We start from the raw sequence: 17303 nt of genomic DNA, 5'->3' as shown, positions 1-17303 counted from the left end.
CAGTTCGATCTCTTGGAGAGTACGACATGACATTCGTTAAATCCGGAGACGAGCGGCCGCGCGTTCTCGTGGTCGAGGACGAGTACTTCATCGCCGACGACCTCGCGCAGGCTCTCGCGGCCGAGGGGGCGGAGGTCATCGGCCCCGTGGGCGACCCGAGGGAGGCGCTCGATCTCGTCGCCAACGAGCGGATCGATCGTGCGGTGCTCGACATCAACCTGCACGGCGAGCTCGTCTTCGACGTCGCCCGCGCCCTTCAGGCGCGGGACATCCCCTTCGTGTTCGCCACGGGCTACGCCGCCAACGTCGTGCCGAGCGGGCTCTCCCACGTGCCGCGCTGGGAGAAGCCCTTCGACGCCATCAGCCTCGCGCGCTGGCTCGCCACAGGCGTCGCCGCCTGAATTCTTCGCCGGCTCAGATACGATTCGCGGCGGCGAGATAGCGGCGCAGGAGCGCGACATTGCGGTTGTTGGCCTTGTAGAAGGCGTCGAACACGAAGCCCACGACGGGAATCGCGCCGAGCGCGGTGTCGAGCCCGATATTCGCCAGCATCTTGGCGAGCGTCGCCCGCGGCGCGCCGAGCCGGTAGGCTTCGAGGATCACGTAGGCCGAGATGCCCGCGCCCATGAAGGAGCCGACCACCGGCACGATGCTGAGGATCGAATCGAGGCCGAAGCTGAAGCGGGTGCCCGGCACGCCGATGGAGGAATCGAGCAGCCGCGCGAGGTTCTCGAGCCGCGTGGCGGCGCGGCGCGTGCTCTCCCTGCGGTCGGTGCCCGTACGAAAGCCGGTATCGTTCATGTCGCATCTCCTGGGAGCGCGTCTCTGATCAAGTGTCTCGCAGAGCGAACGCACGACGGCGCGCTCGGGGTCCAGTCGGCGCGGCACGCCGTGTTGCGCCCCGAACGCTTGGGAAATCGCGGCGGCGCTCTTAAGTGAGGGTGCGACGTCCTCTCCTGCCCCGGTTTGCCACGCGTGCCCGCACCCTCTTTCGCCACCAGCGCCTTCGACGCGCTGACGAGCCTCGGTCACTACGCCCAGAGCTACGTGGACCCCGGCCTGCGCATCGGGGTGACGGGGCTCGCACGCTCGGGAAAGACCGTGTTCACGACGGCGCTCGTGCACAATCTCGTGCAGAACGCTGCCCTGCCGGCCTTCCGCGCCTCGCACGAGGGCCGCATCCGCCGCGGGCGCCTCGCCGCGCAGCCAGACGACGCGGTGCCGCGCTTCGCCTACGAGGACAACCTGCGCATGCTCGCCGAGGATCGGCTGTGGCCGGCCTCCACCTCGCGGGTGAGCGAGCTGCGCATCGACATCGACTACGAGCGCGGCCGCGATGCGTGGCGCTCGGGGCCGGCGAGCCTGCATCTCGACATCGTCGACTATCCCGGCGAATGGCTCCTCGACCTCGCGCTCCTCGATCAGGATTTCCGCGACTGGTCGCGCGAGGTGCTGGACGGCGCGGCACGTGCCGACCGCGCCCCGCTCGCCGAGCGTTTCCTCGCGGCGCTCGCCGCCATCGACCCGGAGGGGGAGCCGGACGAGCCCGCGATCGCGGGGCTCTCCGCGGCGTTCAAGGATTACCTCGTCGCCTTGCGCGCGGGGCCCGAGGCGGTGGCGACGACGCCGCCCGGGCGCTTCCTAATGCCCGGCGACCTCGAGGGCTCGCCCGCGCTCACCTTCGCGCCGTTGCGCCTCGCGCCCGGCAAGAGCCCGCGCCCGGGCAGCCTCGGCGCGCTCATGGAGCGACGCTTCGAGGCCTATCGCCACCACGTGGTGCGCCCCTTCTTCCGCGAGCATTTCCAGCGCATCGACCGGCAGATCGTCCTCGTCGACGTGCTCGCTGCCATCGACGGCGGCCCGGCCGCGCTGGCGGAGCTGGAGCGCGCGCTCGACCGGGTGCTGCTCGCCTTCCGCTCGGGGCGCAACACGTTGATCTCGCGGCTCTTCGCGCCGCGCACGGAGCGCGTGCTCTTCGCGGCGACGAAGGCAGACCACGTCCACCAGACGAGCCATGCGCGGCTCGAAGCCGTGCTGCGCCTCCTCGTCGATCGCGCCTTGAAGCGCGGCGAAGCGGCGGGCGCGAAGGTCGGCACCGTCGCCCTCGCCTCCGTGCGCGCGACGCAGGAGACGCTCGTCCACGAGGACGGCCAGCGGCTCGCGGCCGTCGCCGGCGTGCCGGAGGCGGGGGAGATCGTCGACGGCGAGGTCTTCGACGGCATCGCGCGGGCCGCGATCTTCCCGGGCGAGCTGCCGGAACGCGCCGCCGCGATCCTGGACGGCGCCGTGACGCCGGGATCCTTGCGCTTCCCGCGCTTTCGCCCGCCCGAGCAGAAGCTCGATCCCGGCGGGCGCGCGCCGCGCCTGCCGCATATCCGGCTCGACCGCGCCATCGAGTTCCTGATCGGCGATCGGCTGGCCTGAGCAGCCAAACATCGAGAGCGCACGACCATGTCCCGCAAGCCCCGCGCCTATCGCCTGGACGCCCCCGACATCGCCGAGACCCGCACCGGCGAGGAGGCGGAGCGGTTCGCGCGCGTGCGCGTCGAGATCCAGCCCGAGGAGATCGTCGACGCCGCCGACGGCACGCCCGTCCCCATGGGGCGCAAGACGCGCTTTCCCTGGGGCGGCATCCTGCTCTCGTCGCTGTCCGCGCTCGTCTTCCTTGCGCTCGGCCTCGCCGCGGAGAGCCTGGTTCGCGGCCTGTTCGAGGCGGCGCCCTGGCTCGGCTGGGTCGGGCTCGCGGCGCTCGTCCTCGCCCTCCTGGCGCTCGTCGCCCTCGTGGCGCGCGAGATCTCGGGCCTGTGGCGCGAGAAGAAGATCGAGGCGCTGCGCGAGCGCGCCCTCGCGGCGATCGACGAGCGCGACGGCAAGGCGGCCTCGCGGGTGGTCGGCGAGGTCGTGGCGCTCTACGCCGCCCGGCCGGAGACCGCCCGCGCCCGCGGGCGCATCGCCGAGCTGGAGGACGAGATCCTGGAGGCCGAGGACCGCCTGGCCATCGCCGAGCGCGAGCTCCTGGCCGATCTCGACGCGCGGGCCGCGCGGGCCGTGGCGGACGCGGCGAAGCAGGTCTCGCTCGTCACCGCGCTTTCGCCCCGCGCCGCCATCGACGTGGGCTTCGTCGTGTTCAACGCCGCGCGGGTGCTGCGTCGCGTCTCGGCGATCTACGGCGCGCGGCCGGGGACGCTCGGCTTCCTTCGCCTCATGCGCGCGGCGCTCACGCACCTCACGGTGACCGGCGGCGTCGCCGTCGGCGACGGGCTGCTGCAGCAGGCCCTGGGGCTCGGCATCGCCGCGCGGGTCTCGGCGCGGCTGGGGGAGGGCGTGCTCAACGGCATCATGACGGCGCGTTTCGGCCTCGCCGCCATCGCGGTGTGCCGCCCGCTCCCCTTCGTCGCCCTCGACCGCCCGAAGATCGGCGATGTCGCGGGCGAGCTGATCTCGCGGAAGGTGGTGGAGGACGTGAAGGATTGAGGGCGCACGAGGGAGGGCCGGCCCCCTCCGGGTGATCGGCCGTCGGGGTGCGATCGACGTTCACGACCGGGAAAGCAGCGTCTCGGAGGCGAGCCGCGTGCCGAGCCCGCCCATCACCGCACCGGCGGCCCGATCGAACCAGCCCTTCCAGCGAAGGTAGATCGATCGCGGCTTGCGCGCCAAAAATGCCAGCGCCACGAAGGCGTACCAAGCCGTCTCCAGCAAAAAGACGAGGGGCGGAATGGATACGAAGAGCCATGTCGGAGCCGACGCGGGCAGGAAGGCCGCGAAGATGCCGGCATAGACGATGGCGGTCTTCGGATTGCAGATCTGCGTCACGAAGCCGAGCATCATCGAACGTGTCGTCGAGGCCGGCCGCGCGGCGGCCGCGTCGAGCGTCTCCAGCGGCTGCGAGGCCCCGCGCCAGATCCGGATGCCGAGATAGACGAGGTAGATGCCACCTGCGAGGCGAAGGCCCGCATACAACCATCCGACCTGCTCGAGAACCGTGATCAGCCCCAGCAGCGCGATCACCGCGAAGATCGCGCCGCCCAGGCCCATACCGATCGCCGCAGCGAGACCGTCCATGCGGGATCCCGTGACCGCGATACGCGATACCAGGACGAAGCTGGGACCGGGACTGACGGCGCCGATCAAGAGCGCGCCGGTGATGGCGACGAGAACGAGAGCTTCCTGCATGGACGACCTCCGGCTGATGCGTGGAGCACGTCATGCACGCGCCCGGGGCGGCCAGCCGCCTCGGCCCGCTCGCGCGGAGGGTTCGGCGATCCGCCCCGCACCATACTGCCACGATGGTCAGAGGTCCGCACGCGTCGTGCCGTACGGCTCGCGTCCCGGCGCCGCCTCACGACACCTTCGAGCGCACCTTCAGGAAGCGCATGGCGCGCTCGGACGTTTCGGCGGGGAGCGCCTGGTAGTGGGTGACGTCCACGTCGATGCTCGCCTCGAGGAGGCCGAGGCGCTTGGTGCGCAGCTCCAGCACCTTGCGGAAGGCCTCCGCGCCGAGGCCGAGCGCCTTGCACGCGACGGCGATTCCGGAGCTCTCGGGCTGGAGCAGCGCGCGCAGGGCCTGCGCGTTCTGGATCTCGGAGAAGGTGGAGATCACCTGGGCGAGATCGAAGGCGCGGTCGTCGCGGGCGAGGATCGTCACGACGTCGTCGATGGTGCGACGCCCGTCCTTCAGGTCTGCTATGAGGAGCTTCAGTTCGAGCCGGCGCTCGCGCGCCTCGCGCACGACGCGCTTGGGCGCCTCGCCCGAGATCAGCTCGACCTGGTGACCCGGCTCGGCCTTGTTCGCCGCGTGGGCGGCGATCTGCAGGACGCGGCGCGCCTGGGAAACGGGCAGGTTCTCGCGCCGCGTCTCGAGGTTCTTGCGCACGCCGGCATCGTTGGCGCCGCGCTCCACCAGCCGCTCGAAGCCGCGATCCGAAAAGGCGGCGCCCTCGTTGCCGGAGACGGTGCGCAGGACCTGCTTGTCGCCGCGGTCGACGAGGATGTCGGTCACGTTCTCCGAGAGCGTCGCGCGCTCGGCGATGGCGAGGAGGTGGGCCTGCGAATGGTTGACGGCGATGGCGGCGAGGTCGGCGTCCGTCAGCACGGGGGAGAGCTTGAGGACGAGCTTGGCGACCTCGGCGTCGGGATCGTTGGCGAGGGTGTTGGCGACCTTGCGCGGAAGCTGCGGCTCGGCGGCGACGCGGTCGGCGTAGTCCTTGCGGTCCGGCGCCTCCATCTTGCCCAGCGAATGCGTGGCGATGTCGGAGAAGTGCTCTTGCGCCTCCTCGCTCGGCTCGTCGTCGTGCAGGAAGAGATCGGTGACGGCATTGAGGAGGCGGCGACGCCCCTCGGACGACGCATCCGTTGATAGGCGCGCCAGCTCGTCCAGCATTTGCGTGTACTCCCCACTCTCCTCGCGTTCCTCTGCCTAGACGATCTTCTTTGTTCTCCGGTTAATCCGGCGACCGAAATGAAGCCTACAGGCGCAAATGGCGGGCGATCTCTTCCGCCGCCGCCGTCGCCGAGGTCTCGCCCGCGCCCACCGCGGTCTCCAGGCGACGCACGAGGTCCTTCGTCTCGCGGTCGGCGGTGAGCCGCAGGCGCATGCGCTCGTCGACGAGCGCCCAGAGCCACTTCACGTCCTGACGGCGTCGGCGCGCGGCGATCAGCCCCTTGGCCTCGTGGCGGGCGCGATGGTCGAGGATCTTCTCCCACAGAGCGTCGAGGCCCTCGCCGTTCAGGCCCGAGACCGTGACCACGGGGGGCGTCCACAGGCTGGACGCCGGCGTGAGGATGGACAGCGCCGTCCTGTATTCCGCCGCGGCGGCGCGGGCGCGGGCCGCGTTCTCGCCCTCGGCCTTGTTGACCGCGATCATGTCCGCGATCTCGAGCACGCCCTTCTTGATGCCCTGCAGCTCGTCGCCGGCGCCGGGCAGCATCAGCACGAGGAAGAAGTCGGTGAGGTCCGCCACCGCCGTCTCCGACTGCCCGACGCCCACCGTCTCCACCAGGATCACGTCGAAGCCCGCCGCCTCGCACAAGAGCATCGTCTCGCGGGTACGCGCCGCGACGCCGCCGAGCGTGCCGGACGAGGGGGAGGGGCGGACATAGGCGTTCTCGTCGACCGCGAGGCGCGCCATGCGCGTCTTGTCGCCGAGGATCGAGCCGCCGGTGCGCGAGGAGCTGGGGTCGACGGCGAGCACAGCGAGGCGGTGGCCGCGCGCCGTCAGGAGCGTGCCCAGCGCATCGATGAGCGTCGACTTGCCCACGCCGGGCACGCCGGTGATTCCGATGCGCACGGCGCCCCCCGTGCGCGGGAGGAGGCGGTCCAGCAGCGTCGCCGCCTGCGCGCGGCGGTCCGCGCGCTTCGATTCGACGAGCGTGATCGCCCGCGCGAGCGCGGCGCGGTCGCCGGCGACGAGCTTCTCCTCGAGCGTGGCCAGGTCGACGGCGGGCATGGCGTGGCGCCTCCTTGGGGAGCGGATCGTGCGCTCCGACCTAGCGCGTCGCGCGCCGCGGCGCGAGCGGCGCGTGGCCTGCGGGCAGCTGGCGCATGATCGAACCGGGCGGGCCGATGGGCGTTGCTATCGAATGCAGGTCATGGCATACGCTTCGCTTACCCTGAAGGGTAAAAATCTGAGACGTGCCGGCTTTGCCTACGTCGCGGCTTGCATATCGCCGCGGCTCGGATTATGTTTGTAACGCATCTTGATGCAGGAAGAGCATCGGTCAATTATGAGCAACGATAAGCTGTTCAATCCTCTCGGCGTCATCGTTCCTGGTCTCGTCGGCGGCGGTCCGCGCATCCCCGGCGAGCCGTCGGGCGATGCCGACTTCAAGCAGGCGCTCGAGCAGCCCCAGGCGGGCGGGAGCGAGGCTCCTCGCCAGCAGCCGCAGCGCCAGCAGCCCCTCGTCGCCGGCGGCGGGCTGATGGGGACCACGCCCATGGGCATGCAGCAGCCCCCGCAGACCATCGCCGCGGGCTTCGCTGGCTACGCCGCGCGCAACGCGGACCAGATCAAGCTCGAATACGACAGCAGCTTCGCTTCGGAGGCGTGATCCATGGCCGCCCGTCCGCCCAATCGCGAGATCTTCGCCCGCCTCCTCTACGTGCGCGAGGTCGGCAACGAGGACCAGCGCAACGCCGCCAACGCGCGGCTCGCGCTCCTGCGCGACGCCTTCAACGCCGATCGCCGCTTCCCGTCCGCGCGTCCGGTCATGCCGGCGATCGAGACGGAGTGCTGGACCTGGTGGCACGAGGTCTCGACGGAGCCCGTGACCGTGCCGCAACGCGCGCAGTCTCTCGTCTGATCCCGGGCTGCGCGCCGGCGAACGGTCGCAACCTCGCCACGATCGCGGCGCACGCAGGGCACGTCTCGCCCCCGTGCCCCCGTCCCGCCGCATGTGCTCCATGATTCCCCAGACCTTCGCCCGCGCCCCGCGCGCCGTCGCACTCGGCCTCTCGCTGGCGCTCGCGACGTCCCTCGGCGCCTGCAACATCGCCGGCACCAGCCCCGCGCCGTCGGCGGACGTCACCCGGCCGCTCCTCGTCGCGACGACCCGCGCGCCCGCCGCCGATCCCGGCGCCTCGCCCTTCTTCGGCACGGAACGCGGGGCGGGCCTCGCCTTCGCGCAGGCGACGCTGGCGCCGCCCGGCGACGGGCTCTTCACGTCGCTCTCGCCCTTCGACGTCGACTGGACGGTCGTCGGCGTCGGTCCGGTCGTCACGGCCGAGCCGGCGCAGGCCTTCGCCCGCGCGGCGGTGGGGCGCGACGTGCTCGTCTACGTCCACGGCTATCGCGAGACCTTCGAGACGGCGGCGTCCGGTGCGGCCGAGCTCGCCGACGGCATCGGCTTTCGTGGGGCGACGGGCCTCTTCACCTGGCCGTCCGGCGGCGCGACCTTCGATTACGGCTACGATCGCGAGAGCGCGCTGTGGTCCCGCGACGCGCTGGAGGAGCTGATTCTCACGCTCGCCCAGAGCGAGAGCGGCGGGCGCGTGCACGTCGTCGCCCATTCCATGGGCTCGCTCCTCACGCTGGAGACGCTGCGCTTCGTGCGCGCCAGCGGCGGCGACGCGGCCATGGCGCGCATCGGCGCCGTGGTGCTGGCGTCGCCCGACGTCGACATCGACCTGTTCGCGCAGGGTGTGGAGCGGCTCGGCGTCGACGCGCGCAAGATCACCGTGATCACCGCGCAGAACGACCGAGCGCTCGCCCTCTCGCGCCGCCTCGCCGGCGGCGTGGTGCGCGCGGGCGCCGCGGATCGCGAACGGCTGACGGGGCTCGGCGTCACGGTGGCGGACGCATCCGAGTTCGGATCGGGCGTCCTCAACCACGACCTCTTCCTGCGCGACCCGGACGTCCGCTCCGTCGTGGCACGCGCCGTCGAGCGCGCGCCCTGATCGGCCTCAGCCGCCGGCGCGCAGCGCGTCGAGGAAGAGCTTGCCCGCGCGCCCCGTCGGCTCCTGGCCCATGCGCCGCTGCATGTCCTGGATCGCCTCGCGGGTCTTCGAGCCGATGATGCCGTCGACCTCGCCGATGGCGTAGCCCCGGCGCAGGAGCTGCACCTGCACCTCGCGGCGCTCCTCCCGCGAGAGCGGAGGATCGTTGGTGGGCCAGGGCGTCTGGATGCCGGGGCGCCCGGCGAGCCGGTCCGAGAGCAACGCGATCGCGAGGGCGTAGGATTCCGCCTGATTGTAGGAATAGATCGCGTCGAAGTTCCGGAAGACGATCCAGGCCGGGCCGTTCGTGCCCGAGGGTGCGAGGATCGCCGCCTGGCTCGGCCCGGTCAGCCGCGATCCGTCGATGCGCGTCACGCCCATGGAGGCGAAGTCGGAGAGCGCGCGCTTGTTGCGCCGCCCGGTCCGGCTCTCGGAGAAGCCGGCGGGAAGCCGCACCTCGTAACCCCAGGGCTCGCCGGCCTGCCAGTTCGAGCGGGCGAGATAGTTCGCCGTCGAGCCGAGCGCGTCCACCGTCGAGCCAACGATGTCGCGACGCCCGTCGCCGTCGAAATCCACCGCGATGCGCTGGTAGGTCGAGGGGATGAACTGCGTCTGCCCGAAGGCGCCGGCCCACGAGCCGGTGAGCTGCTCGACGGGAATCTCGCCGCGCTCCAGGATCTGCAGCGTGGCGAAGAGCTCGCCGCGGAAGAAGCTCTGGCGCCGGCCGAAGCAGGCCAGCGTCGAGAGCGATTGCAGCAGCGGGCGCTTGCCCATGTTGCGCCCGTAATTCGACTCGACGCCCCAGATGGCGGCGATCACGTGCCGGTCGACGCCCCACCGCTCCTCGGCGACGGCCAAGGCGTTGGGGTATTGCGCCATGGCGCGGCGCCCGTCCTCCACGCGCTCCTCGTCGACGAGCCCGCCGATGTAGTCCCAGATGGCGGTGCGGAATTCCGGCTGTCGGTCGAGGAGCTCGAGCAGGCTCATGTCCGGCTCGACGCCGGCGAGCGCGCGATCGAAGGTCGCGGCGGAGACGTTGTTGCGCGACGCCTGGTCGCGCAGCTCCGACAGGCAGGAGCGGTATTGCGCCTGCGCGGCGGCGGGGCCGGGGAGGGCGGTCGCACCCGCCGCGGCGGCGAGGGCGAAGGCGATGAGGGCGCGCCGGGCGCGCTGGGGAGCGATTCGTCTGGTCATGGCCCGAGCATCGTCGCCATTCATGGTAAAGAGATGGAAAACGCGCGGTCGAGAACGTGCTGGACGAACCCGAAGCGCGTGCGCGCGTTCGCCTCCTCCCTCGAGATGGAGGCGCACATGCCCGAGACGACGAACGACGAAGCCCGCCGCCAGGCGGCACGCGAGGCCGCCCGCAACGCCGCGGGCCGCCCGATCCTCACCCCGCAGAACCGCGCCGATCCCGGCGCGCACGACGCGACGGCGCCGGGGAGCGCCGGCCTCCAGGGCCGCGCGAAGCTCGGCCAGGCCGACGCGGCGGAGGGCGAGCGATGAACCGCTCTCCCGATCGCGACGATCCCGTCGGTCGCAAGACCGAGGATCCCCGTGACGTCGCGCGCGCGCTGGAGCGGCCCGCCACGGAGGAGGGGAGCATGCATTTCGGCGCCAAGCCGGAGGAAGAGGCGCCCGACGGCTCCGCGGACGACGCCGTCAAGCGCGCAGCCGCCGGCTGGTCCGGACGCGACGAGGACGCGCGATCCAAGCGTGAGACGGGCACGGGTGCGGACCCGGACGCGATGTCGCGAGGTACGGACGAGGGCTGAGATCAGCCTGTCCCCGGCTCGCCTCCGGTCTCCGTGCCCGGCGAGGCGGCGCCCTGCTGGCCGATGGCGAGGCTCTTGGCCAGGCGCTCGACGCGCTCGGCTGCGCGAACGACGCCCACGGCGATCTTGTCCTCGCTCGTCTGGCGGCGCTCGTCGGCATTGGCCAGCAACGTCGCGAGCTCGGCCTTCTCCGCCTCGAGCGCGGAGATCCGGGTCTGCGCGTCCACGAGCAGGTCGGCGAAGGTGATCGCCGCCATCACCTGCAGGCGCATGTCGCCGATCTCGCCGAAGGCGGCGCGCATCTCGGTGATCTTGCCGTCGAGCATGGCGGCGAGCCCTTCCAGCCGCGCCTCCTCGCCCTCTCCGCAGGCCATGCGGTAGGTCTTGCCGGCGATGAGCACGCTGATCTGCGGCACGTCCGTGACCTCCCTCACAGGTGCGGCGCGACGCCGGCTTCCTCGAGCACGGCGCGCACGGCGACGAGCGCACGGCCGACGCGACCCTCGACGTCGCGCGTCGTGGCCTCGAGGGTCTCCAGCCGCAGGCTGGTGCTCTCGAGGTCGACGGCGAGACGGGCGCGATCGTCCTGCATGATCTGCAGCTCGGTCTCGAGATCCGAGCGGCTGCGTTCGGCTTCGAGCCGACGCGTGACGGCGGCTTCGAGCGCGGCGACCGCCGCGTCGAGCTTCGACAGCGCTTCGTCGAGGGGAAGGGCCATGCCCACGCTCCCTTGGCTTCGGCCGGGAAGACGAGGCTATGGCCGGAATCGAAAAGCGGCAAGCCGAGGCTCGCCGCTTTCCACTGGAATTCGCTACGACATTACCGACCCTTAGGCCGGCTCGCTCAGGCGCGATGTCAGGCCGCGCGGATCTCGACGCCCTTCACCGGCACGGCGAAGCGCTCGGCGAGGTGCCAGCGCAGCTCGCGCAGCGACTGATAGGGGTAGGAGCGATCGATGAGGTGGCTGAGGTCGCGCCTGCGCGCGCCGTCGGCGGCGAAGAGGCGGGCCACGGTGAAGGTGTCGCCATCGGGACGACGATCGACGTTGGGCTGAATTTCGAACTGCATGATTATCGACTACATTCTTGTTGGTTGGCCTCGGTCCCTCGAGCGGCGATCGCATCCGTGGCGCTAACGTGCCGGAATCCGACGACAGGCGCATGACGGGGCGCCGCTCGATGCCGAGTTTGGGGTGCTGGAACGCCGTGGAGCGCGGTCCGGTTCCTGCCCTTGCGGGACACCGGGCGGCGCGCGGCGCCTCCCGACGCCGGCCACGGAGCGCGCGTCGCTGGCGACGTCGCGCTGTGAGGAAGATGGGCGCGCCGGCCGGGAATTGCAAGGCCTGTCTGTCGGGTGCGCACTCCTACGGATCTCCGGATCCGAATTCGCGGGCGCTTTCCCTTCCGGCGCGGGGCCTGCTAGCATCGCCCGCACGGACGCCCTCGTGGGCGGCGCGCGGCCCGATGCGGCGCGCGGAGAACATGGGAAGGACGGCGGCATGGATACCGGGACGACGATGCGGGCGGCCAACGACGTGATGGCGCCCAACGACCTCTCATCCTGGTGGATGCCCTTCACCGCCAATCGCGCCTTCAAGCAGAACCCGCGCATGATCGTGGGCGCGAAGGACATGCACTACACGACGCCGGACGGGCGCCAGGTGATCGACGGCATCGCCGGCCTCTGGTCCTGCAACGCGGGCCATGCGCGCGACCCGATCGTCGCGGCGATCCAGCGCCAGGCGGCGGAGCTCGACTATTCGCCCGCCTTCCAGTTCGGGCATCCGCACGGCTTCGCGGCGGCCGCGCGCATCGCGCAGATGGCGCCGGGCGATCTCGACCACGTCTTCTTCACGAATTCCGGCTCGGAAGCCATCGACACTGCGCTCAAGATCGCGCTCGCCTACTGGAACGTCTCCGGCCAGGGCCAGAAGACGCGCCTCATCGGCCGCGAGCGCGGCTATCACGGCGTGGGCTTCGGCGGCATCTCGGTGGGCGGCATCGTCTCGAACCGCAAGTTCTTCGGCACGCTGCTGGCCGGCGTCGACCACATGCCGCACACCTATTCGCGCGAGCACCAGGCCTTCACCAAGGGCGAGCCCGACTGGGGCGCGCATCTCGCGGACGACCTCGAGCGCATCGTCGCGCTCCACGACGCCTCGACCATCGCCGCAGTGGTGGTGGAGCCGATGGCCGGCTCCACGGGCGTGCTGCCGCCGCCCAAGGGCTATCTGAAGCGCCTGCGCGAGATCTGCGACAAGCACGGCATCCTGCTCGTCTTCGACGAGGTGATCTCCGGCTTCGGCCGCCTGGGCTTCGCCTTCGCGGCCGAGCGCTACGGCGTGGTGCCCGACATGATCACCTTCGCCAAGGCGGTGAACTCGGGCACCGTGCCCATGGGCGGCGTGATCGTGCGCAGCCACGTGCACGACGCCTTCATGAAGGGCCCCGAGCACGTCATCGAGCTCTTCCACGGCTACACCTATTCCGGCCATCCGCTCGCCTGCGCCGCCGCGCTCGCGACCCTCGACGTCTATCGCGACGAGAACCTGTTCGAGCGCGTGCGCACGCTCGAGCCGATCTGGGCGGACGCGATGATGTCCTTGCGCGAGCTGCCGAACGTGCTCGACATCCGGACCGTGGGCCTCGTCGGCGCCATCGATCTCGCCTCGCGCGAGGACGGCGTCGGCAAGCGCGCCTTCGAGGCGATGGACCGCGCCTTCCGCGAGCACGACGTCGTCATCCGCATCACCGCGGACACGATCGCGCTGACCCCGCCGCTGATCATCTCCGAGGACCAGATCGGCGAGATCGTCGACAAGGTCGGGCGCGTCATCCGCGCCGTCGCGTGAGGCAGCGCCGCGCATGCTGATGCGGCGCGAGCGCGCGCAGGTCCTCGTCGTGGACCTGCAGGAACGCCTCCTCCCCGCCCTCGACGGCGGCGAGGCGGCGCTCGCGCGCGCCGAGATCGTGGTGCGGGCGGCGCGCGCCTTCGGCGTTCCCGTCGGGGCCTGCGCGCATTATCCCAGAGGGCTCGGCCCGCTCGCGGCCTCGATGCGCGAGGCACTGGGGCCGGGCGCGCCGGTCTTCGAGAAGATCGGCTTCTCGGCCTTCGCCGACGCGGGCGTCGCGGCCTGGTGCGCGGCGAACCGGGCGCGCGGGCGCGATCAGGTGGTGCTCGTCGGGGCGGAAGCGCATGTCTGCGTCCTGCAGACGGCGCTCGATCTCCTCGCGCACGGATACGCGGTCTTCGTCGTCGCCGACGCGGTGGCGAGCCGCGCGCCGGCGAACCTCCACGCCGCCACCGCCCGCCTCCTCCACGCGGGCGCCCATCGGGTCACGAGCGAGATGGCGGCGTTCGAATGGGCGGAACGGGGCGACGACCCGGCGTTCAAGGAGGCGCTGCGGCTGGTGAAGTGAGGGGCGACGGCATTGAAGCCGATCGCTCGCGTGCTACGCTGAGAAGGGGAGCACGCCATGCCGAAGTTCAGGACCCCGGACCGCTTTCCTCTGCACGACATCGGCTCGCGCGAGGATCTACGACGCGTCATGCGCGAGCGTATGGATGGGGAGTTCATCTCAGGCGATGAGATGGACGAGCGTTTGAACGCGATGATCGAGGCTCGGCGACGCGCCTATCGGATCTCGTCGTCCGACATCGGGCGAAAGAAGTCGTCGGGCACGCTGAAACGTCCACGATAGGCGCCGAAGACACGCTTCCGCGGCTTGCTCGCTGCCGTTTGCGCCGTCGCTCCAAAGCCCGGCGAGAAGGTGACGGTTACGCTATCGGGGTGCCACGATCGCGGCAACCGATCGCTGCCCTCCCATGCACCGGCGGGCTGCACGTCCGGCAGGTTTCGTGTCTCGCGTTCCGCCATCTCTGCCGATCCGAAAGATCTGTTCACGACCGACAAGATGCACTCGGCTACGGCACTCGGCAAGACGCGACCAGGGTCGGTTCCGCTCACCGCGGTCCCGTCTGCGTGGTCCCGCTCGGATCCTCGCCGGCGGAGGCGACGTAGCCCTTGAGCTCCTCGATGGAGCCGAAGAGGAGGCGGCCGTCGGGGGTTTCCGCCTCGATGGAGCCGTCGGAATACATCACGTAGCGGTTCGCGCCGGAGACGTGGGTGCCGACGATACGCGGCGGCTCGCCGGGCGTCTGGTCCGCCGTCTCGGCTTCCTCGCTCGCGGGGCTCTCGTCGACGGGGGCTTCGTCCGCGAGCGGCGCGTCGGCCGGCTGCGCCTCGGCGTCCGCCGGCTCGACGAAAGGCGCGCTCTCCGCGTCGACGGCGGCGATATCGGCCTCAGGCGTAGGCTCCACCTCCGGACCCTGTGCGACCCCCGGCTCTTCCGTATACCGGCGATCGAGCGCTTCGACGTCCGCCTCGGCGGTGTCCGGTTCGCGTGGGCGCAGGACCGGCGCCTCGATGCCGGCGCTCGGCCCATCGATCGGCTGCGTGTCCGGCTCGTCGTGCGCCACCGCCGGCTCGTGATCGGCGACAGCTGGCAACGCCTCTTGCGCAGACGCAGGCTCCGGGACAGGCGCCTCCTCCTCCGCCTCGGCGAGCGGCTCCTCTCGCGTCGCGCGCTCCTCCTCCACGGGTCCGAGATCGAGAGGCGGCAGCCCGCCCTCCGGCTCGTGGCCGCGCGGCTCCATCGCCGGCGCGATCGCCTCCGCGGCGACGCCGCCCAGGCCGAGCGCCGCCAGCGGCGCGGGGCCGGCGGGGGAGGCGGGCTCCTGGGGCGGCAGCTTCGGCGCGATCTCGCGCGGCACCGGAGGTGCCGACGGTGCAGGAGGGTGAATCTCGGGCGCCGTGGCATCCGGCTCGGTCGCGCCCGGTCGCCGCGGGAAGACCGGCTGCGCGGCGGGCCGGCTCGTGCGCACGGCGTCGGCGACCGCGTCGAGCCGCTTCGCCAGCGCCTGCCCGGCAGCGGCGATGCCCGCGACGACGAAGCCGCCGGTGGCGAAGGTGACGCCGGAGATCACCATCGACCAGCCGCGCTCGAGCAGCAGGAGCTCCCACCCGGTGAAGGCCGCATAGAACCCTCCCGCGACCATCACGAAGGCGAGAGCGTACAGGACTGCGAACATGGACAAGCTTCGAACCTCGCGGGCGGATGCGGACGCGCGTGTTTCACGGTAGGACGAAAGATCGCGCCTGCCAAATACGCGACGGCATGCCGCAAGCGCAAATCCTCAGCTTTCGAGCCGCAACGTGGCCCGATCCGCCGGGAACAGCGTCGATGAGGCCTGGATCGGCACGCCGTCGGGGTCGACGTTGACGCTCTCGACCACGAACAGGATGCGCCCGGGCGCGATCTCGAGCTGCGGCTCGTCGGCCGCCGTGGAGATCCGCGCGGACACCTCCGTCCAGGCGCGCCGGTATTCCGGCACGCCGCAGGCGGCGAAGGCGGCGGAGATCGTGCGGCTCTCGCTAAACGCGTCGAGGAAGCGCGAGAAGCGCGGCAGCGGCAGCGCCGTGCGTCCGTGGGAGAAGGGCAGGCCGTCGACGAAGCGCCGGAAGCGGGCCGCCAGGACCGGCGCGCCGACGGGGATGCGCAGGCGCTCGGCCGTCGTCGCATCCGCCTGCGTGATCCCCGACGAGACGATCTCGCCGCCGGCCTCGTGGCCGGTACGCGAGACGATCTCGGAGAAGCGCGTGCGCGCGCCGATCGTGTAGGGGATCGGCCCTGCCTCGACGAATGTGCCCCGACCGTGCGCCACGCGCACCAGCCCCCGCGCCGCCAAGGCCGCGACCGCGCGGCGGACCGTGTGGCGGTTCACGCCGAAGCGCTCGGCGAGCGCGGGCTCCGGCGCCAGGCGCTCGCCGGGCGGGACGTGCCCGTCGCGGATGTCGGCCTCGATCGCGTCCGCGATCTGCTTCCAGGCGGCGACGCCCGCGCCGCGATTGACCAGCTCGTCCATTCAGCGCAACCGGGTCCCGTCGGAGAGGTGCACGAGGCGCCCACGCGAGATCGTCGCGACGACGTCGGCCGGGCGGGTGCCGGAGCCGAGATCGACGAGGATCACGTCCGCCCGCAGGCCCTCGGCGAGGCGCCCGCGATCGGCGAAGCCGAGCGCCGCGGCGGGGCCGGACGTCGCGAGCGAGACCGCGCGAGCGAGGGGAGCGTCCCCGGCATGGACGAGGGTGGCGATGGCCTGGAGCATAGCCGGATAATAATAGTCCGAGGCGAGGATGTCGCACATCCCGTCGCGCACCATCTCGCTCGCCGAGGGGCACCCCGTGTGGCTCCCGCCGCGCACGACGTTGGGCGCGCCGAAGACGATGGGGTCGTCCGCCTCGCGCGCCGCGGCCGCGGTCTCGACATTGATCGGAAACTCCGCGATGGCGACTCCCATGGCCCGGAAGCCCGCGCGCTCCTCGGGCGAGCGGTCGTCGTGGGAGAGCGTCGGCACGCCCGCCGCCTGCGCGGCTCTCGCGAGGCGGGCGATGGATGCGGGCACCTCCGCCTTGCGGGCGTGGACGCGATCGGCGAGCGCGAGGAAGTCGGCCTCGCTCAGCCCCGAGCGCTCCACCATGCGCCCGATCTTGTCGGGCCGATGGCGTGCCTTGAGCGTGCCCTCCATGTGATCGTTGAAGGCGAGGCAGGTGATGCGCCGCGTGGCGATCCAGTCCAGGATCTCGGCCTCGGCGTCGAGGTTGAAGGTCTCGTGGCGCAGGTGCAGGCGGTGGTCGACCCGCGCGCCCGACCGGCCGAGCGCCTCGATCGCGGCGAGGGCCGCGCGGGCATTGTGCGCGTCCCGCAGGCCCGGCTCCCAGCTCCAGGTCACGCCGTGGCAGGCGGTGGTGATGCCGTTGGCGGCGAGCTGCCGGTCCGTCTCCAGGAAGGCGAGGTCGAAGGGGAAGCCGACCCCCGGCCGCGGCATGACCTGCCGCTCGAAGGCATCGCCGTGAATGTCGACGAGGCCCGGCAGGACGAGGAGCCCGGTCGCGTCGAGCGCCGGTCCCACGGCCGCGCCGGCATCGCCGATGCGTGCGATCCGCACGCCGTCGATCGACAGAGCGACCGCCTCCAGCGCATCCGCGACGAGCGCGCGCCCACCTGTGATCAACATGCCCTCTCTCTCCTCGATTG

22 protein-coding genes are annotated in these 17303 nt (G+C 71.6%); 11 read left to right on the top strand and 11 right to left on the bottom strand.

Going from position 1 to position 17303, the window contains the following annotated elements:
* The first annotated feature begins 26 nt into the window (after positions 1–26).
* Positions 27–401 (top strand): response regulator, encoded by a 375-nt coding sequence (locus IEX89_RS17170; protein WP_188914474.1) that lies wholly within the window; start codon positions 27–29, stop codon positions 399–401.
* A 13-nt stretch (positions 402–414) separates the two neighbouring features.
* Here IEX89_RS17170 and IEX89_RS17165 read toward each other — a convergent pair whose 3' ends face one another.
* Positions 415–801, bottom strand: a complete 387-nt coding sequence (locus tag IEX89_RS17165; RefSeq protein ID WP_188914473.1) for a DUF4112 domain-containing protein — start codon at positions 799–801, stop codon at positions 415–417.
* 165 nt (positions 802–966) lie between these two features.
* Between IEX89_RS17165 and IEX89_RS17160 the strand changes: the two genes are divergently transcribed.
* Positions 967–2424, top strand: a complete 1458-nt coding sequence (locus IEX89_RS17160) for a YcjX family GTP-binding protein (RefSeq protein WP_373290600.1) — start codon at positions 967–969, stop codon at positions 2422–2424.
* Between the two features lie 27 nt (positions 2425–2451).
* Entirely contained in the window at positions 2452–3474 is a 1023-nt protein-coding gene (locus IEX89_RS17155) for a YcjF family protein (RefSeq protein WP_188914471.1), read from the top strand.
* 60 nt (positions 3475–3534) lie between these two features.
* Here IEX89_RS17155 and IEX89_RS17150 read toward each other — a convergent pair whose 3' ends face one another.
* The 3 genes from IEX89_RS17150 to meaB all read right to left on the bottom strand — a co-directional run bounded on the left by IEX89_RS17150 (position 3535) and on the right by meaB (position 6446).
* The gene (locus tag IEX89_RS17150; RefSeq protein ID WP_188914470.1) at positions 3535–4173 is read right to left on the bottom strand and encodes a LysE family translocator; all 639 of its coding nucleotides are present in this window, start codon (positions 4171–4173) and stop codon (positions 3535–3537) included.
* Positions 4174–4339: 166 nt separating this feature from the next.
* Positions 4340–5380, bottom strand: coding sequence for a DUF2336 domain-containing protein (locus IEX89_RS17145; protein WP_188914469.1), 1041 nt, complete (start codon positions 5378–5380; stop codon positions 4340–4342).
* Between the two features lie 85 nt (positions 5381–5465).
* Positions 5466–6446: a methylmalonyl Co-A mutase-associated GTPase MeaB gene (gene meaB / locus IEX89_RS17140; RefSeq protein ID WP_188914468.1), complete on the bottom strand. Its 981-nt coding sequence runs from the start codon at positions 6444–6446 to the stop codon at positions 5466–5468.
* A 277-nt stretch (positions 6447–6723) separates the two neighbouring features.
* On the opposite strand from meaB, the gene IEX89_RS17135 reads away from it, so the two are divergent.
* The 3 genes from IEX89_RS17135 (at position 6724) to IEX89_RS17125 (ending at position 8392) form a co-directional block, all read left to right on the top strand.
* Positions 6724–7047: a hypothetical protein gene (locus IEX89_RS17135; RefSeq protein WP_188914467.1), complete on the top strand. Its 324-nt coding sequence runs from the start codon at positions 6724–6726 to the stop codon at positions 7045–7047.
* A gap of 3 nt (positions 7048–7050) precedes the next feature.
* Positions 7051–7299 (top strand): hypothetical protein, encoded by a 249-nt coding sequence (locus tag IEX89_RS17130; RefSeq protein WP_188914466.1) that lies wholly within the window; start codon positions 7051–7053, stop codon positions 7297–7299.
* A 100-nt stretch (positions 7300–7399) separates the two neighbouring features.
* Positions 7400–8392 carry an alpha/beta hydrolase gene (locus IEX89_RS17125; RefSeq protein ID WP_188914465.1) on the top strand — a complete coding sequence of 331 codons (993 nt, stop codon included), beginning with the start codon at positions 7400–7402 and terminating at the stop codon, positions 8390–8392.
* 6 nt (positions 8393–8398) lie between these two features.
* On the opposite strand, the gene IEX89_RS17120 is transcribed toward IEX89_RS17125, so the two are convergent.
* Entirely contained in the window at positions 8399–9625 is a 1227-nt protein-coding gene (locus IEX89_RS17120) for a lytic murein transglycosylase (protein WP_210317658.1), read from the bottom strand.
* 78 nt (positions 9626–9703) lie between these two features.
* Here IEX89_RS17120 and IEX89_RS17115 point away from each other — a divergent pair, with 78 nt between their 5' ends.
* The gene (locus IEX89_RS17115; RefSeq protein WP_188914463.1) at positions 9704–9937 is read left to right on the top strand and encodes a hypothetical protein; all 234 of its coding nucleotides are present in this window, start codon (positions 9704–9706) and stop codon (positions 9935–9937) included.
* Positions 9934–10206, top strand: coding sequence for a hypothetical protein (locus IEX89_RS17110; protein WP_188914462.1), 273 nt, complete (start codon positions 9934–9936; stop codon positions 10204–10206). Before IEX89_RS17115 ends, IEX89_RS17110 begins: the two co-directional genes overlap by 4 nt.
* A 2-nt stretch (positions 10207–10208) precedes the next feature.
* On the opposite strand, the gene IEX89_RS17105 is transcribed toward IEX89_RS17110, so the two are convergent.
* The 3 genes from IEX89_RS17105 to IEX89_RS17095 form a co-directional block, all read right to left on the bottom strand.
* Positions 10209–10622 carry a cell division protein ZapA gene (locus IEX89_RS17105; protein ID WP_188914461.1) on the bottom strand — a complete coding sequence of 138 codons (414 nt, stop codon included), beginning with the start codon at positions 10620–10622 and terminating at the stop codon, positions 10209–10211.
* A gap of 14 nt (positions 10623–10636) precedes the next feature.
* Positions 10637–10924, bottom strand: coding sequence for a DUF4164 family protein (locus IEX89_RS17100; RefSeq protein WP_188914460.1), 288 nt, complete (start codon positions 10922–10924; stop codon positions 10637–10639).
* A 137-nt stretch (positions 10925–11061) separates the two neighbouring features.
* Positions 11062–11274, bottom strand: a complete 213-nt coding sequence (locus tag IEX89_RS17095) for a hypothetical protein (RefSeq protein WP_188914501.1) — start codon at positions 11272–11274, stop codon at positions 11062–11064.
* A gap of 430 nt (positions 11275–11704) precedes the next feature.
* Between IEX89_RS17095 and aptA the strand changes: the two genes are divergently transcribed.
* Genes aptA through IEX89_RS17080 form a run of 3 tightly spaced genes read left to right on the top strand, consistent with a single transcriptional unit; the run spans position 11705 to position 13907 of the window.
* A complete protein-coding gene (aptA, locus tag IEX89_RS17090) occupies positions 11705–13057 on the top strand; it encodes an omega-aminotransferase AptA (RefSeq protein ID WP_188914459.1) in 1353 nt (450 codons plus the stop codon).
* A 13-nt stretch (positions 13058–13070) separates the two neighbouring features.
* Positions 13071–13625, top strand: coding sequence for an isochorismatase family protein (locus IEX89_RS17085; RefSeq protein ID WP_188914458.1), 555 nt, complete (start codon positions 13071–13073; stop codon positions 13623–13625).
* A gap of 57 nt (positions 13626–13682) precedes the next feature.
* Complete coding sequence (locus IEX89_RS17080; protein ID WP_188914457.1) at positions 13683–13907, top strand: hypothetical protein; 225 nt, start codon at positions 13683–13685, stop codon at positions 13905–13907.
* 262 nt (positions 13908–14169) lie between these two features.
* Here IEX89_RS17080 and IEX89_RS17075 read toward each other — a convergent pair whose 3' ends face one another.
* The 3 genes from IEX89_RS17075 to IEX89_RS17065 all read right to left on the bottom strand — a co-directional run bounded on the left by IEX89_RS17075 (position 14170) and on the right by IEX89_RS17065 (position 17283).
* Positions 14170–15297 carry a hypothetical protein gene (locus IEX89_RS17075; protein WP_188914456.1) on the bottom strand — a complete coding sequence of 376 codons (1128 nt, stop codon included), beginning with the start codon at positions 15295–15297 and terminating at the stop codon, positions 14170–14172.
* Positions 15298–15402: 105 nt separating this feature from the next.
* Entirely contained in the window at positions 15403–16131 is a 729-nt protein-coding gene (phnF, locus tag IEX89_RS17070) for a phosphonate metabolism transcriptional regulator PhnF (protein WP_188914455.1), read from the bottom strand.
* On the bottom strand, positions 16132–17283 hold the full coding sequence (locus tag IEX89_RS17065) for an alpha-D-ribose 1-methylphosphonate 5-triphosphate diphosphatase (RefSeq protein ID WP_188914454.1): 1152 nt from the start codon (positions 17281–17283) through the stop codon (positions 16132–16134).
* Between the last annotated feature and the right edge of the window lie 20 nt (positions 17284–17303).

Source organism: Salinarimonas ramus, assembly GCF_014645695.1.
In the GTDB taxonomy this organism is placed as follows: Bacteria; Pseudomonadota; Alphaproteobacteria; order Rhizobiales; family Beijerinckiaceae; genus Salinarimonas; species Salinarimonas ramus.
This window is presented reverse-complemented; position numbering and strand designations above follow the sequence as displayed.

Coding starts and splice junctions, on each gene's coding strand:
- IEX89_RS17145 (WP_188914469.1), bottom strand. CDS start 5,380: ATGCTGGACGAGCTGGCGCGCCTATCAACGGATGCGTCGTCCGAGGGG.
- IEX89_RS17165 (WP_188914473.1), bottom strand. CDS start 801: ATGAACGATACCGGCTTTCGTACGGGCACCGACCGCAGGGAGAGCACG.
- IEX89_RS17095 (WP_188914501.1), bottom strand. CDS start 11,274: ATGCAGTTCGAAATTCAGCCCAACGTCGATCGTCGTCCCGATGGCGAC.
- IEX89_RS17075 (WP_188914456.1), bottom strand. CDS start 15,297: ATGTTCGCAGTCCTGTACGCTCTCGCCTTCGTGATGGTCGCGGGAGGG.
- meaB (WP_188914468.1), bottom strand. CDS start 6,446: ATGCCCGCCGTCGACCTGGCCACGCTCGAGGAGAAGCTCGTCGCCGGC.
- phnF (WP_188914455.1), bottom strand. CDS start 16,131: ATGGACGAGCTGGTCAATCGCGGCGCGGGCGTCGCCGCCTGGAAGCAG.
- aptA (WP_188914459.1), top strand. CDS start 11,705: ATGGATACCGGGACGACGATGCGGGCGGCCAACGACGTGATGGCGCCC.
- IEX89_RS17100 (WP_188914460.1), bottom strand. CDS start 10,924: ATGGCCCTTCCCCTCGACGAAGCGCTGTCGAAGCTCGACGCGGCGGTC.
- IEX89_RS17110 (WP_188914462.1), top strand. CDS start 9,934: ATGAACCGCTCTCCCGATCGCGACGATCCCGTCGGTCGCAAGACCGAG.
- IEX89_RS17120 (WP_210317658.1), bottom strand. CDS start 9,625: ATGACCAGACGAATCGCTCCCCAGCGCGCCCGGCGCGCCCTCATCGCC.
- IEX89_RS17065 (WP_188914454.1), bottom strand. CDS start 17,283: ATGTTGATCACAGGTGGGCGCGCGCTCGTCGCGGATGCGCTGGAGGCG.
- IEX89_RS17130 (WP_188914466.1), top strand. CDS start 7,051: ATGGCCGCCCGTCCGCCCAATCGCGAGATCTTCGCCCGCCTCCTCTAC.
- IEX89_RS17135 (WP_188914467.1), top strand. CDS start 6,724: ATGAGCAACGATAAGCTGTTCAATCCTCTCGGCGTCATCGTTCCTGGT.
- IEX89_RS17080 (WP_188914457.1), top strand. CDS start 13,683: ATGCCGAAGTTCAGGACCCCGGACCGCTTTCCTCTGCACGACATCGGC.
- IEX89_RS17170 (WP_188914474.1), top strand. CDS start 27: ATGACATTCGTTAAATCCGGAGACGAGCGGCCGCGCGTTCTCGTGGTC.
- IEX89_RS17155 (WP_188914471.1), top strand. CDS start 2,452: ATGTCCCGCAAGCCCCGCGCCTATCGCCTGGACGCCCCCGACATCGCC.
- IEX89_RS17085 (WP_188914458.1), top strand. CDS start 13,071: ATGCTGATGCGGCGCGAGCGCGCGCAGGTCCTCGTCGTGGACCTGCAG.
- IEX89_RS17150 (WP_188914470.1), bottom strand. CDS start 4,173: ATGCAGGAAGCTCTCGTTCTCGTCGCCATCACCGGCGCGCTCTTGATC.
- IEX89_RS17125 (WP_188914465.1), top strand. CDS start 7,400: ATGATTCCCCAGACCTTCGCCCGCGCCCCGCGCGCCGTCGCACTCGGC.